This is a genomic window from Phycisphaerae bacterium, from assembly GCA_018003015.1.
Classification (GTDB): domain Bacteria; phylum Planctomycetota; class Phycisphaerae; order UBA1845; family PWPN01; genus JAGNEZ01.
On sequence record JAGNEZ010000043.1, the window covers coordinates 17314 to 32769 of the forward strand.

General features: G+C 63.5%; 9 protein-coding genes. 6 read left to right on the plus strand and 3 right to left on the minus strand.

The window, feature by feature from the left end; all coding sequences use genetic code 11:
* Positions 1 to 6: 6 nt before the first annotated feature.
* From KA354_17180 to KA354_17190, 3 genes are read left to right on the plus strand one after another with little or no spacing between them, the layout of a single operon-like run.
* Positions 7 to 1527 carry a hypothetical protein gene (locus KA354_17180; GenBank protein MBP7936375.1) on the plus strand — a complete coding sequence of 507 codons (1521 nt, stop codon included), beginning with the start codon at positions 7 to 9 and terminating at the stop codon, positions 1525 to 1527.
* Positions 1527 to 4820, plus strand: a complete 3294-nt coding sequence (locus tag KA354_17185) for an AAA family ATPase (protein ID MBP7936376.1) — start codon at positions 1527 to 1529, stop codon at positions 4818 to 4820. Before KA354_17180 ends, KA354_17185 begins: the two co-directional genes overlap by 1 nt.
* Positions 4810 to 5925 carry a hypothetical protein gene (locus KA354_17190; GenBank protein ID MBP7936377.1) on the plus strand — a complete coding sequence of 372 codons (1116 nt, stop codon included), beginning with the start codon at positions 4810 to 4812 and terminating at the stop codon, positions 5923 to 5925. Before KA354_17185 ends, KA354_17190 begins: the two co-directional genes overlap by 11 nt.
* A 48-nt stretch (positions 5926 to 5973) precedes the next feature.
* Here the strand turns inward: KA354_17190 and KA354_17195 are convergent, their stop codons facing one another.
* A complete protein-coding gene (locus KA354_17195; protein ID MBP7936378.1) occupies positions 5974 to 7932 on the minus strand; it encodes a hypothetical protein in 1959 nt (652 codons plus the stop codon).
* 385 nt (positions 7933 to 8317) lie between these two features.
* Positions 8318 to 9961: a carbohydrate-binding protein gene (locus KA354_17200; GenBank protein MBP7936379.1), complete on the minus strand. Its 1644-nt coding sequence runs from the start codon at positions 9959 to 9961 to the stop codon at positions 8318 to 8320.
* A gap of 698 nt (positions 9962 to 10659) precedes the next feature.
* On the opposite strand from KA354_17200, the gene KA354_17205 reads away from it, so the two are divergent.
* The 3 genes from KA354_17205 to KA354_17215 are packed head-to-tail and all read left to right on the plus strand — an operon-like array spanning position 10660 to position 14540.
* The gene (locus tag KA354_17205; protein MBP7936380.1) at positions 10660 to 12081 is read left to right on the plus strand and encodes a cytochrome ubiquinol oxidase subunit I; all 1422 of its coding nucleotides are present in this window, start codon (positions 10660 to 10662) and stop codon (positions 12079 to 12081) included.
* Entirely contained in the window at positions 12078 to 13304 is a 1227-nt protein-coding gene (locus tag KA354_17210; GenBank protein ID MBP7936381.1) for a hypothetical protein, read from the plus strand. Before KA354_17205 ends, KA354_17210 begins: the two co-directional genes overlap by 4 nt.
* A 24-nt stretch (positions 13305 to 13328) precedes the next feature.
* Complete coding sequence (locus KA354_17215) at positions 13329 to 14540, plus strand: anion transporter (protein MBP7936382.1); 1212 nt, start codon at positions 13329 to 13331, stop codon at positions 14538 to 14540.
* 58 nt (positions 14541 to 14598) lie between these two features.
* On the opposite strand, the gene KA354_17220 is transcribed toward KA354_17215, so the two are convergent.
* Positions 14599 to 15078 (minus strand): twin-arginine translocase TatA/TatE family subunit, encoded by a 480-nt coding sequence (locus tag KA354_17220; protein ID MBP7936383.1) that lies wholly within the window; start codon positions 15076 to 15078, stop codon positions 14599 to 14601.
* Positions 15079 to 15456: the final 378 nt, after the last annotated feature.

Sequence of the window (15456 nt, forward strand, 5' to 3'; positions counted from 1 at the left end):
CGAGCCATGAGCGGACCGAAAGCAGCAGACGTTCGATTGAAGCTGAATCGGGCGTTGGAGACCATTCGCCGGCAGATGGGCGATATTGCGTCCTATTCGGCGGTTCTCGAGCAACTTGGGTCCTCGCCGCGGGATGCGGCGCGTTGCACGGCCCGGGCCGTTGTCGAACTGACGACGCGGGCGTTGCCTCCCGAAGCTGAGCAGGTTTGCCCGTGGGAGCTTCCGGAGCTAGCCGGGCTGCGGCGGCGGATCAGCGAGCTGATGAACGAGGGGGCGAAGTGTGACCAGCGCGCCGACGTGTTGCGGGCTGAAGCCGAGGCCTTGAACCAAGAGGCGGACGGGCTGCTGGCCCGGGCCACCACGACCTGTGAACGGGTCGAGCGCACGCTCGGTCAGCAGGTCCACTATCTTTACGAGGAGGACAAGCAGGCGTCCGAGGCCCGCACTGACGCTGAGCAGGCCCTCGCCCGGCGTGGGGAGGCGACGCGGAAGATGCAGCAGGTTGCCGACCAGCTGAAGCAGGCCCGCAACGTCTACGACGCCGTAGCCCGGCTGGATCCCCTGCTCCAAGCGGCCCGTCGGCGGGTGGAGTCGCTGGTCGCCGAATCACAGGCTGCCGAGCGTATCAAGGAAGCGGTGCATCGGCAGGCCCGTGCGATTCAGCAGGAATGGACGAGTCTGGCATCCCGGCTGCGGGGGCTGGACCATGCCCGCTTCGCCCCGGGGGTGTACGACGGCATCCGGTCGGACATTTCCCGGTTTGAGGCGGCCATGGAGAAGGGCAAGCACCAGCGAGCTCTGGAGCATGCCGGGCTGTTCATGGACCGTCTACGGCAGCTGGTCGAGCAGGTCGGGGCGAAGCAGGCCGAGTGGGATGCCGGCCGGCAAGCCGGGGAGAACGATCTGAAGGCGGCCCAGGAAGAGATTGGGCAGATGGACCGTGAGCAGCTCGAACGCTGGGCTGGCAAGCCGGAACAGGTAGCGGCCGCCTATGGCCAACTCAGCGATGCGAGCCGGCGGATCGAAGCTGGCGAGTTTTCCGAGGCCCGCCAGGCCATTTCGGCCGCGTTGACCAGTCTGCGTGAACTGCACAGTGTTGCCGGCGAGAACCAAGCCCGGCAGGAGCAGCGGCAGGCCATTGCCGACGCGATCATGCAGGCCCTGTATGATCTCGGCTATGACACGCCTCGGTATCAGTATACCGAGGTGGACGCCCAGGGTCGGGACGACGAGCTGTCGGATTTGAGCGTATTTGCGAAGCACCCGGGTGATGTTGGCGACATGGCGATGCACATTCATCTTGACGGCCACGTCGCTCTGGAAGTCAGGGACATCCCGGAAGGCAAGGAGGCCCTGTGTCACGAGCAGCTGGTGGGGCTGCAGGGTCGGCTGGCCAAGGAGGTGGACTTCGAGATCACGGATTGGGGGCGTGCGGCGTCGGTGGCCTTGGGGGGCAAACCGGAGGATGGGGGCGTCAGGTTTCAGAAGGCCGAGGGGCAGCGCGAGCAGCGTAAGGAGCGGATGTGATGTCTGCCGGCGGTGAAAACGAGCGACTACTCTCGCAGCTTCAGGTGCGTGGTGGCCGGCGGCAGTTGATTGTGAGCGGGCACGTCCACGATCTGTTTTTTGTCGATCTGGCCCACGGCCTGCAACCCTTGCGTGAGGCAATCCGCATCCATGGTGAACGGAACGGCTACGAGGTCATCCTCTTCGTCGACGCTGCCGGCCGGCTGAGCTTTGCCAGGCCGGGCATGCGTGACATCTACGAATCGCATGTGCGGGCGGTGACACCTCCTGTGGGCGGGGCCGGGACGGGCGGCAAGGTTTTCACGCCCACGAGCGGATCGGGGGTTGTCTCTGGCGGCGGGCATCACATCCGGGAGCAGGTTACCGGATCGGCCCAGAGTGAAATCCAGACCACCTACGACCACATTGCCCGCCTGCTGCGATCCGGCAGCAGGAGCATGGTCGTTTTCGAGTATCCGGAGAAGCTCTGGATTGGCTCACCAAACCACCAGGAATTGCGTCACATTGAAACGGTCATTCGATGGGGACTGGCCGACACCGGCCATCCCGACAATTGCTCGATTCTCGTGGTCAACCCCAACCGTCTGGCGGAATTCGAATCCGTGGCGAACCACTGCATTGACCGGTCGAACTTCAGCAGGACAATCCGTATTGGCCCGCCGCCGCGTAAGGAGCTGGAGCTTTTTGTGCAGCGGCTGACTTGTCGGTATGGTCTCCGCGGGTCGCCAAAGCGCATTGCGGCGGCCGCTCACGGCAAGCAGCTCAGCTTATACGATTTCAGCCAGCTGGTTCTCGACCACCTGGCCAAGTCGCCCGGCATCGACTTCCTGGAAGGTCTCTTCTCGGCCCAGGAGCAGACCCAGACGCTCGACGAGCTGTTGGCGGACCTTGACGCCCTGGTGGGGCTGAGCGAGGTCAAACAGAAAGTACGCGAGCTCCTGAAGATGGCGGAGGAGGACTCCATTCGGCGGCGTACCGGGGAGGAGGGGTCCCTGCCCAGCTATCACATGTTTTTCCTGGGCAACCCCGGCACGGGCAAGACCGTCGTCGCCCGCCTCCTGGGTCGGATTTTCTGGGCCCTGGGCATCCGGTCCGGCCAGGCGTTCGTCGAGATTTCCGCCCAGGACGTCAGCAGCCCCTGGAACCCCGGCGACGCGATCCAGAGGATGGCCCAGGCTGTCGACCGTGCGATGGGTGGGGTTCTGTTTGTCGATGAGGTGTACCTACTGGCCGAGGATCAGTGGAGCCGTCAGGCCCTCGAGACGTTGATGAAGGCGATGGAGGATCATCGGGACAATCTCACCGTGATCATGGCCGGCTATGAGGAGAAGCTCCCGGAGCTGTTCAAGGTTAATCCTGGTTTCAGGAGCCGCGTCAACCACACCCTCCGTTTTCCTGACTACTCAGCGTCCGAGCTGGGGTTGATCTTCGCCAGCATGTGCCGCAAGGCCGGGCTCACTCTCAGCGAGGAGGCCAAGTCCAAACTCGCGCGATACATCGAGTCTTGCGACCGGCGGGGTGGGCTGGGCAACGGCCGAGGTGCCCGCAACCTATTCGAACGGGTGCAGACCGCGGTCGCCTGCTCAGGCCGGCATGACGGGCAGATTCGCCCGGAGCATATTCCCGACCCGGTGTGTTTCCGCGAAGCGGATGCCAGGCGGGTGCTTGACCAGATCGAGGGGGAGTTCATTGGTTTGCAGAAGGTCAAGGCGGAGCTGAGCCGGCTGTTCATTCGGCAGAAGGGCATCGAGCGAAAAGGCGGGGCGCTCACCGGCTTCAATCATTTTCTGTTTCTGGGGGGTCCGGGTACCGGCAAGACCAGCGTGGCGCGGAAGATGGGCGAATTGTTCTACTTCATGGGCCTGATCAGCGAGCCCGGCAAGCTCATCGAAGTGGACATCAGTGACATGATGTCGGCGTACCAGGCGGAGTACGCGACCAAGGTGCGTGATTGTTTTGACCGCGCGGTTGGGGGTGTGCTGTTTCTCGACGAGGCCTACCGCCTGGCCGGTGACGATCAGGGGCGAAAGGTTCTCGACCAGATCGTGCGGCTGATCACTGAGAACCGCTACCGCGACCTCGTCATGATCATGGCCGGTTATCACGATGAGATGCAGAAACTCCTGGAGTCAAACGTGGGGCTCAAGCGGAGATTCGCTCACACGCTTCACTTCGAGGACTTCACCGCTGACGAACTAGTCACCATTTTTCACCGGTGCGTAGCGCAGGATCGGTGCCGGGTCAACGAAGCGGAACGAGCCTCGTTCGATGCCAACCTGCGATCCATGCTGGAGCAGATGAGTCACGAGCGCAACTTCGGAAACGCGGGGCGGGTGCAGACGTTCTACGAGAACGTGGTCAAGGTCAACCAGGAACTCCGGCTGGACCGAGAGCCGGGCGCTGACCCGCACGAACTGCGTCTGGCCGATTTGTTGGGCAAGGAGCAGGGGGCGAGTTCGGTAGGAGCCATCCTGGCGGAGCTGGACCGGCGGTTCGTGGGTATGGCCCAGCTCAAGGAGACGATCCGTCAGTGGGCCCGCCGGATGGAGTTCGAGAGCCGCCGGCGTGAGTTGCTGCCGGGCCTGGCTCAGAGTGGTGATCTTCGTCTCAACAACATGCGGTTTGTTGGGAACCCCGGGACAGGAAAGACCACTGTCGCCCGGTACATGGCTCGCGTTCTGAACGCGCTTCAGATGATCGCGAGCACTTCGATTTACGAATGCCGCGGCGTCGATCTGAAGGGAAGCTGGCTGGGCCAGACCAAGGACAAGGTCAATGATCTGTTCACCAAGGCGGCCGGTCAACTCATCCTCATCGACGAGGTCTACAGCCTTTACGATCCTCAGGCGGGGCAGACGGACACGTACGGTCGGGAGGCGATCGACGCCCTGGTGGGGAACATCACCGATCCCAAGAATTCCGGCACGGTTATTGTTCTGGCGGGCTACAAGGATCGGCTGGATACCTTTCTGAGGGCCAACGCCGGACTTGCGAGCCGTTTCCCTTACGAAATTGAGTTTCCTGACTACTCCGTGGATGAGTGCCTGGAGATTCTGTGGCAGAAGTTCCGGGCGGAAGGGCTCATCTGGCCGGAAGGTGACCCGGCGTTCGAGGGTACCTTACGGCGGCTCTTTGCCCGAGCCAAGAGCCAGCCATTCTTCGGTAATGCTCGCGAAGTCGGGAACGCGTTCGAGCGCATCAAGACGAATCTGGCCCAGCGGGTTCTGAACATGCCGGCCCCCCAATCGCGGGACTACTCGTGTGTCACGCTGGAGGACATTCATGAGCTCTGAGCAAGCCTTTTCCGCGTCGATCCGAGCCGCGTTCGATGAAATCCGCTGTCGGGCCGGCGGTGAGGGGGCCGCCCCGGCGTTGGTGGATCTCGCCGAGGCCGCGATCCGGTGTGCCTGTGACGCCGGTGGCTCCGTGGCACTCTCGCCGGCGGCGACGCGCCTGCCCGGCGTGAATCTGGAGGGTGTGGACCGCTCAGCGGCGGCGGCGACACTGGTGCATCTCGCTCACCGCTCATCGCAACTTCTGTCGAAATCGCTGCAAGCGATTCTGACCGTGGGCACAGCGGATCCGTCCGTCGAGCAGCTTCAGGTGGCCGCCGACCGCCTCACCGAGCGCGTGGCGATGGCCATGGGATGTGGCAAGGAGGCTGCCGAGCGGCAGTGCCAGCGGCTTGAGCAGGCCACAGCGGAACTTCGGCCGGTGGCCGCTCAGCTTGCGGAACTCAGCGCCCGGTTCTCCACTGAGACTGGCCAGCACGGCGGCCAGGCCGCCCAGATTCGAGCCCGTCTCGAGGAGAAGCGCCGGGAGCTGGCCCGCCTATCCACTGAAGGACAATCGGTGCGCGACGAGCTGGTACAGACCGAGGCCCGGATTGGGCAGCTCGAGGCCGAGCGGGGTAGCTGCGTCGAGGCTCGTGGGCGGCTCCAGCGTCTCGAATCCGAGGAATCCGAGGTGGGTCACCAGTTGGATGAGCTTCGCGCCGATATCGCCGACCTCGAGGGAGAAGTCGGCCGCATGGCTACTGAGCTCCGCACGGAACAGCAGAGGTCCGCTCAGCTTCACGAGGAGCGGGCCCGACTTGAGAAGGAACTCGATGAGGCCAGGCAGATTGTGGCCACGGTGGCCGAGCTTCGCAGCCAGTTAACTGCCCTGGAAAGCCAGACAAAGGAATCCGAAGGGCAGATCGCCACCTTGAGAAAACGGGAGGTCGAGCTCAAGGCCCGTGCCGCCGAGTTGCGCGAGCAGCTGGCCGCCACACGCCAGCTTGTGGAAGGCGTGGACGACTCGGCCGGTCAGGAGTTGGTGGCCCGAATCCGGCAGATCTGGCAACAATTGCCTGCCGACGCGATTGACCAGCGGCTTCAGAACATCCGGGCCAAGTGAGGCATTTTCACCGTCCACGATCAGCCGACCGAGTACGTCGGAGGCGGCTCAGCGCGAGGGCGATCCGAACAGTTGTCTCAGGCCACCGCGGATCAGCAGGGCGATGATGATGAGGCCGATCAGCAGTCCCCACAGGCCTCCTCGACTCAAGGACCAGGTGTCGCACATCCAGGCGATTCCCACCATTCCCAGGGCGATGAGCACGAGCCCGTTGGACAGCCGGCCCAGGACCGGCCGCAGGAGGAAGCTGAAGCCGATCATCATGATCGCCAGCAGGACGAGCCAGGTCATGCCGCCGGTTGGTGTGGGAGTTGGCGGCAAGGATTCGTTTGTGAAAAGCACACGGTAGGAGACCGAGTCTGCTTCCGAGGCGTAGACGCGCAGCAGGAGGGTGTCCGGCGGCGGAGATAACTCTGTGCCGAGGGGGATCTCGATCGCCGGTGCGCCGTCGCTGAGAACGACTTGTCCCTGGATCGGCTTGGTGTGATTAACCGGCCAAGCCTGGGCGTTGACCAGGAGGCCGGCGGAGGCGGGTGGCCCTTTCAGGATACTGATCCGCGCATAGCGATATGAATTGCCGTGGACAGGATAGTAGTCATCACAATCGATGCCCCCGAGCGAACAGGTTCGGTCTTTGAACTCTGCTGGGGCCACAGAGGCCGGGCTTTGGCTCACAGACGCCTGGCCGTTGGCCATGCCGAAGAAATTCGTCGCATCTCGGGCATAGACCTGGTCGGCGGAGGTGGCCGCCGCAGAGAAGGCCCAGTCAATGACTCCGGCAGCGACCGAGACCGAGCCGCCGACGATATGCAGATAGTGCTCATCGCTGGGCGGTGGAGCTTCATCTCGCCGAAGCCACTGATCATGGGATGTGGTTGCAGCTTGGATCAGGGCGGCCGGCAGATCCATGGACGCGAAGCCGTCGGGATATGGATGGTCGGTCGAGCCCAGGCCCTTGCCGCTGACCACGGTACAGCGTGCCCTGCCGCCACGATACTCGAGGATAACCTGCGGCTTGATACCTTGGATGCTGGTCAGATCGATGAAATACAAGTCGCCTTGTTGGTCGAAATCACCGTGGGTGTGGGCGTAGCCCAGTCCCTCCAATTGCCACCAAGAATCCCAGGCGGTATGGCCGGCGGAGAAGAGATCGGCGACGTAGTGGATTGTGGCCCCCAGGCAGATCAGGGCATCGCGAAAGGCGCGGTCCTCGGGATCGCCGGGGCGGGCCTGCCTGGCCAGCTGAATGAAACCCTTATGGGGTGCACCGCCGCAGGGATCACTCGGATCGTTTGTTCCTCGCCCGTTCAACAGGAACAGGATGGAGGTGAGCGCATTGTAGCCCGTGCCGTCGGCACCGGCGATCGGCCAGTAACCCGAGCCTCCCCGGTAACAGGCATCGAAATCCCGAACCAAGCCTGGGCTGAGATTATAGAGGGTGTCATAGAGAGCCGTGATCCACCCTCGGAGCAGCTCAATCTCTGCCGACCAGTCGGGATTCTGCTCCTTCAGGCGGTCGACGACGCCGTTGAATGTCCAAGGTCCGGCGACCGCCGTGGGGTTGGTTGGGTCGAAGTAGTGATCGGCGGAGTTCAGGCTGTCGGGCAGGGCGAGTGTCTCGGCGAGGGCGCGGAGCCCGGCCGGCAATTGGGGCGGTGCTCCCTGGCGAGCCAGTTCATCCGCGAGCGCAATCAACGGAGCCAACTGGTCGTCTATACTCGTGTACACCACGGTTGCGTCAGGATACTCGGAGGTTTGCAGCCGCCACTCGTCCCAGCCGCTCGGCCACTTCGTCGCACATCGGGCGGGGTCATTCGCGTAGAGAATTCGCCACGCATTCTCTATCACGCCCTGGTGGCCGGGAGGGCCGAACGCGGGGGCGTTCGACAAGGTGAGCAGAGCTGTGGTAACCGCGACGGCGCCGGCCAGGGCGTATCGCGTAGCGGGTCGACTCTTGCAGCCTCCGGCGCACTGACATGGGGTTCTGTTGGGGCGCTGTTTCGCCATAGTACGACGACTCCCGTCGAGTTGGCCCACTGACTGGCAGTGACCGGCTTCGAGCATGGTACCCGCTGCCATGTCGGCGCGTCGAGTCTGAGGAGGGCTTCAACCGGGTTCTTGCTGTCGGCGTTTTCCGGTTAGGGCTGTGCAGCTCGGGATTCGAGGCCAGGTCTTCGAAGAATACGGGCCCGGGGCTTCTCTCTGGGCCGGTGGCCGACATTGTGAGCGGGGCGGATGGGCGTTTGGGAGGGTGGGCAGAGGGGTGGATGGTGCGTTCATTTCAGCGGGTGGTGGCGGAGCGAGGTTATCGTGGCGCAAAGAGAACCCCGCCCCGAAGGAGTTCAGGGCAGGGTTCTCAAGACGGGCATGCGGTCTCAGGACGAGCAGCGCGTCAGGCGGACGCGTGTCGTCGGCGTGCGCGGACCAAGCAGCCCACGGCGCCCAGGGCCAGCAGGATCAGGCTGGACGGTTCGGGGACGAGGGCCAGGCCGCCGCCCCACTCGTCGCCGATGAGGCGGAACATGTCGGGCATGAAGCCGGCGATTCGCCAATCGCCCTCGGCGGCCCAGAGCTGCACCCAGGCCCCGCCGCCGGTTTCCTGGAAGATCAGCTCCAGGGGGGACATTCCGGCCTCCGGGAAGCTGACGACCAGCAGATCGACAGCGACGGGGTTGACCGACTCGATGGACTGGCCTTCGACGGTCAGCCGCACGTGGTCGTCGTGTCCGACGGCGAAGGTCCATGTTCCGGCGTGCGGGATGTCGAGCATGGCCTTGGCCAGCAGAGCGAAGTGGTTGTCATCGGCCTCGGTGTCAGTGAGGAATGGGACGCGCACGAACTCGCCGTAGCCGCCGCCGGATTCAGGATCGGCGAAGCTGACGGCGTAGGACTCCCCTTTAGCCTGGGCGGCGATGCCCGGGGACCCGTCGGGAAGACTCAGCAGCTCGATGGCCTTGGCCAGATTGCCGACCTCGCCGAAGACGGTGGTGTCGGCCCGCCGCTCGACGATGTCGAATTTCTGCTGGTTCAGGCTAGTTTCGTACTTGACGATCACGGGGAACTTCGGGCTATCGGCCTTCTGGCCGAGCGTAGGGCCGGCGCCATTGTCGTTCCAGTAGGCATCGCCGCGGAGCTGGATACCGTCTTCGGCGCCGTCATAATCATTGGGCTCCCCGCTGCCCCAGAACGTTGGGGACGGGGTGGTTCCGTCGAGCCAGCGGTAGTTGCCCTCGGAAGTGCCGAGGGTTGCCCCGAGGTTGACTCCGTCGATGGTGCTGGTCGCGTCGCTGTCGGTCAGTGGAATCCACGAGTTGCCCAGGCTGCCCATTGCGGCGGACTCGGCCCGGGTGGTGATCTTCGGCCACACGCCCTGGACGCCCTGGAAGGTATGCGTACTTGTCTTGTTGTCTACGCGGGCCTCGTCCCAGGTGAAGTTGCCGACGCGCTCGTAGTAGTGTCCGGTGAGCGGGTCCATTTTTTGGGCGATGGGTGCACCGGGGTTGACCAGATCGGTCTTCTCGAACTCGATCCAGTCTACGTTGAAGCCGCTGGAATCGACGTTGAATTTCACCTCGCGTGAACCCGTAGCGATCGGGGCGGTGGTGAGGGTGGTCTGGGTGGTCCAGGTCTGCCAGCCGTCGGTATTAGGGGCACTCATGACGTTGGTGACCGGCGAACCGTCCACGTCGATGCGGTAGGTGCCACCGTAGCCGGCCAGTCGTGACCGGACGATGTAGTAGGAGCTACCCTCGAAGACGGGGTTGGTCTGCCAAGTGCCGGGGTCGGTAGTGAGGATCTGCCACTCTCCGGCGTTAGTCCAGCCGACGTTGTAGCCGCCCTCGGACGCGCCCTCGATGTCGACGTCGTCGGCGCGGTATTGCCCGCCGTTGTTACCGGCATCGGAGTCGACGTACCCGACGCCTGGTCCTCCTGCCCTGTAATCTTCGGATTGGAGACGAACGAGGTCCGCTGACGCACCCTGGGCCAAGGCCAGGATTGCCGCCAGCGCAATGAGCCAACTATACCGCCTAGCCATCTTTCTCCTCCTATTCAGTTGTGAAGTTCCCATGCCTTCGGGAGCCATCCCGAAAGAGGTGACGAACGAGCACGGGCTACACGTCTATGTTGACCTAAAGGCGTCCGCTTGTCAAGTAGTTGTAAAGAATTGTCTGCGTCGACTGGCCGGGCGTGGCCTGGCGAAGTTGGGCCACTCAGAGGCTCTGGTGGTCCTAAGCTTTGATGCCAGCAGGAGATCCGCTTGTCGAGGTTCGAGGCGATTGCGGCCGGGCGGACGCTGCCCCAAATCGGGGCGATCGCGGACGGGGATGGGGAAATGATCGATGGTGGTTTCAGGCGAGTGGGCTAGGCCGGTTGGAGGCCTGGTGGCATCGTGGAGACGGTTGGGGTTGTGGCTGGGAGATCAGGTTGCATGGGACGGCGAGGAGCTGGCATCAGCGGGTGATGCGGGGCGGGTCTGGACCGGGTTTTCGCCGGATCGGGGTCGTCGAAAGTGGAGGCCCGGCGGGAGGAGCCGCGTTCCGAGGAGGCGTTTGACAAAGCCGTATGGGCCGCATAGTCTAGGCCACGTCGATCGCCCGGGCAGTGATGTGCCACTTTCTAGAGCTTTCCTTCAATTTGGAACCTCTAGAGGTGATCTTGGGTAGTCCGGTTGGGCGCGATGGGTGATCTTCACGCCGTTGCAGGTGTTCCGCACTTCCGTGGGAGGACTGATCCGTGGAGTATCCGCTGTTCGAGATTCCCCGGCTTGGGGGGGGCATGTTTGTCGGCATCGTGGCGATCATCCACGTGATCATCGCGCACCTGGCCGTTGGTGCCGGCCTGTTCATCGCCGTGTCCCACACCTGGGCGCTCAAGTGGCGTGATGCATTGATGCTCGATTTCCTCTACCGCTACGGGCGCTTCTTGATCCTGTTATCTTTCGTCAGTGGAGCCGTCACCGGTGTCGGCATCTGGGTGACCATTTCGCTGGTCAGTCCGGCGGGCACGAGTGCGCTGATCCATCTGTTTGTCTGGGGCTGGGCGATCGAGTGGGTGTTTTTCCTTTTGGAGATCGTTGCGGGATACGTGTACTACTACGGCTGGCACCGGTTGACGCCGCGGCGTCATCTGGCGGTTGCGTGGCTCTACTTTGTGGGCGCGTTCATGAGCCTGGTGGTGATCAACGGCATTATCACGTTCATGTTGACGCCGGGGACGTGGCAGCCTCCGAGTGGTTCGAGTTACGACGCCGAGAGAGCGTTTTTCACTGCGTTTCTGAATCCGACGTGTTGGCCCTCGCTGCTGGTGAGGACGCTTTCGTGCATGGCCATTGCGGGGATTTCCGTGGCGGTGGTGGCGAATTGGGTTGGGAGCTACTCGGGCGAGCAGAGGGAGCGGATCGGCCGTGCGGGGTTATGGATGCTTGGGCCGATCGCGCTGATGGTTCCTGGGGCGGTATGGTATTTCTCGTCTGTTTCCTCGGCGGCTCGTGATTTCGCGTTCGGCGGCTCCATTGCGATGACGATGTTCTTCGCCTTCGGTGTGGTCAGCAGTCTGTACATTGCCGGGCACGCCTATTGGGGCTTGATCCGGAATCGTCCCTGCGTGCATCTCCAGACGTCGATCCTGCTCCTGGCCATCGCGGCCGTCGCCACCGGTGCGATGGAGTTCGTACGTGAGGGCATACGCAAGCCGTACATCATTGTTGAGTACATGTACAGTAATCAGATTTCGTGTGATCGTTCGACGCGGGAGGTCATCGACCGTGACGGGATTCTGGCGCACGCTCGTTTTGCCTACCCGCCGGACATGACGCTGGAGGAGGTTTACCGGTTGCCGCTCAAGGACATCGGGCGATACGTGTTCAACGCCGAGTGCCGGGCGTGCCACGAGCCCGGGGGCACGAACGACATTGCTCCGCTGATTCACGAAGCCTCGCGGGAGCTGGTTACCGGCATCACGAGCGAGCTTGGACAGCTGAAGCACTTCATGCCGCCGTTCATGGGGACCGACCTGGAGAGGCGGGCGATTGTCGAGTACCAGCTTTTCCTCGCTCGAGGCGATTTGTACCAGCCTCCCCCAGGCGAGGGCTGGCGGGGGATAGTGACCCAGCCATCGTCTCTGACCCGGGTGGACCGCAGGGAGGTATGGCGATGATGCTTGCTGGATCCGCCGTGGTCGTTCCGAGCCTTGATCCGCTGGGCATTCCGGGTCCGCCGCTGCTGTTTGTGGGGTTGCAGATGCTGACCCTGGTGCTGCACCTGCTGTTCATGAACCTGGTGGTCGGCGGTCAGGTCCTTGCCCTGGTGCTCAACGTCGCGGCCCTCACTGGCCGTCGTGAAGCCAACCCCATGGCCAACATACTCTACCAGACCACGCCGGCGGCGTTGAGCATGGCCATCACGATGGGCGTTGCCCCGCTTCTGTTTCTGCAGGTGCTCTATGGGCCCTATTTTTACAGTGCGAACCTGCTGCTGGGTTTCGCGTGGTTTTCCCTGGTGGTGGTTCTGCTGGTCGGTTTTTATCTCACGTACCTGCTTTCGCTGCGTGGGAGCAACGGGTTGCAGAAGCGGCTTGGGCGGTGGGACGAGCGGCCCGGCCGGCGGCTGGTGGTGGGTTTGCTGACTACGGCCGCGGTGCTGTGGGTGGCCTGGATTCTGACGATCAACCACGAGCTAGCCATCAATCCCAAGCTGTGGGCCCAGGATGGTGAATGGGCGAGTCCGCGGTGGTACGTCCCCGCGTCGAGCACGATTCCGCGTTATTTGCACAGCATGGTGGGGGCGACCGCGATTGGCGGCTTGTGGGCCGCGGGTATTGGTTGGTGGCGAGGGCGCCGGGAGACCGGCCCGGCGGACGTCAATGCCGGGCTGGTGCGTTTCGGGCTGACTGCGGCGGGCGTGTTGACGGCGGTCCAGATCGTGCTCGGCCTGCTCTTCCTGTTCAGCCTGGACAAGGCCGTGTTCGGGCAGCTGATGGGTTTCAAGGGGTTGTGGGGTTCGGTTTGGACGATTGCTCTTCTTCCGGCCATCTGCCTTCCCGTGGTGCTCGTGTATGCCGTGCTTCGGCGGAGGGACTTCAAGTGGTTCCTGGCTGCGGCGGGCCTGGCGATTGTGGTGTTCATCGGCATGGCCTTTGGCCACGAGCAAGTCCGACTCACCTCGCTGGCCGCCAACTCTCCGGGTGGTTTCGAGCTGAGCCGCTGGAGCGTCTATCCGCAGTGGGCTCTGATGGTGGTGTTTCTCGTGCTGCTGGTTATCGGCCTTGGGGTGGTGGGTCTGATGATGAAGTGGATCACGGATCGCGGTGCGACGAGCGACGGCGCGGGCGGGTCACCGACTTCGGGGGCTTCCCTGACTGAGACACCGCCCTCCGCCTGACGGCGAGGGTGGCTGACAAGCCGCATGACCATTCTCCTCGTTTTTGGCTTCGTTTACCTGGGCATGGTGCTGGGCCGTGTTCCGCTGCTGGCGCTGGATCGCACGGGGATTGCCCTTCTCGGGGCCATCATTCTGCTGGCCACGGAGCAGGTTACGCCTCAAGACGCATGGCAGGCGGTCGACGTGCCCACGATGGGTCTGCTGTTCGGGTTGATGGTTCTCTCCGCCCAGTTTCGGCTCGGCGGTTTCTACACGGCCGTCACCAGGCGGTTTGCCACGGCGGACATTTCGCCTGCTATTCTTCTGGCCCTGGTGATCGGGGTATCCGGACTACTCTCGGCGCTTTTGGCCAACGACATTGTCTGTCTGGCCGTTGCCCCCCTGCTGGTCGAGGCCTGTGCTCGCCGGCGTTTGCATTCGATTCCGTACCTCCTGGCGTTGGCTTGTGCGGCCAACATTGGCTCGGCGGCCACGCTGATTGGCAATCCGCAGAACATGCTCATCGGCCAGCGGTTGCAGTTGTCTTTTGCGGGCTATCTGCTCGACGGAGGCGTACCGGCCGTTCTGGGGATGGTTGTTCTCTGGCTGGTTCTCCGGAAGGAGGCTTGCCAGCCGGCGATGGTGCCGCGACCGGTCCCGGACGTCCATGCACCGGTTTTCAACATCTGGCAATCGGGTAAAGGTGTTCTCATTCTCCTGGCCCTGGTGGTTTCGTTTCTTGTTCTCCCGGTCCCGCGTGAGATTCTGGCGTTGGGCGCTGCCGGCCTGATCCTCACCAGCCGGCAGATGCACTCGCGGCACATGCTTGGGCTGGTGGATTGGCAGCTGCTCATCCTGTTCCTGTCGTTGTTTGTCGTGAACCACGCCTTCCAGTGCACTTCCGCCCTGCCCCGGGCCCTGACGGCGATGAGCCAGTTGGGGGTCGACGCTCAGCACCCGGGGTGGCTGTTCGCGGTGACGGTGGTGTTGTCGAATCTGGTCTCGAACGTTCCGGCGGTGATGCTGCTGTTACCGGCGGCCACGCATCCTCTGGCCGGTCCGGTTTTGGCTCTGTCGAGCACGCTGGCCGGCAACTTGTTCATCGCGGGGAGTATCGCGAACATCATTGTGGTGGATCAGGCGGACAGGTTGGGCATTCACATCTCGTGGCGGGAACACGCCCGGATTGGCTTGCCGGTGACGGTGTTGACGCTGGCCATTGCGGGGGGCTGGCTGGTGGTGCGGTCGTTGATGTAGGGCGGGCGTCGGATGTCGGTGTTCCTGGTCGAGTTCATGGGCAACGGGATTAGCGCGGTCAGCCGGGATCGGTCATCCACTCGCCGTTGGGCCCCAGTCTGCGACTCAGCGACGCGGTGGCCGGCTCGGTGGTCTGGTCGGGCGGTGGCGCGGCTTCCGGGGGTGTTTCGGGGGTCGAGGATTCGGCGGACGGTTCGGAGGGCTCGGTGGACGAGGTGGGCGACTCCGCGGTGACTGTGGGGGATTCGGCGGAGGATGCAGCGGGTTCCGCGGAGGACTCGGTGGTGGCTGGAGCGGATGACGACGGTGTTGACGGGGGTGGCAGGACGTCCGTCTGCTGGGAGGAGTTGATGGAGCGCTCGATCTCGTCCTGGACTCCGCTGAGTCCCCTCTTGAACTCGACGACGCTCTTGCCCAGGGATTTGGCGACCTCTGGGAGACGGTTGCCGAAGATCAGCAAGCCGATGATGCCGAGGATGATCATTTCCCCGCCACCCGGCATACTGATGAAGGCCACGAAGCCGTCTGTTGGACCCATGCTGAGCTCCTTGCGCGAAGTCAGGCCCTCTCGCCCATGTTGCGCGGCGTGAGGCATTCTACCACAGGACCGAAGCGGCAGACAAATGTGCCGGTCACCGGTAGGTGGCGGACGGCCGTGTCGCGGAGACCGGTGGCTGTCGGCCTGTTCGCCCGGGGGATCATCCCGGGTGTCCCAATAACAGTATAGGCTGGGCAGGGCCCGGATGGCGCGTAGCAGTGGTTGTCCCGCGATCGCCTGCCGGGACCGGATCTCGCCGGTTGGGGTGTGGGAGGTGCGTGCACCGGAAGGGGTGGTCAGTCTGGCCGGGCACTACCCGTGTGGCGGTGCTCGACGAAGCGGGGCCGGGAGAACTGGCGTCCTCGCTGGCCCCGCGGT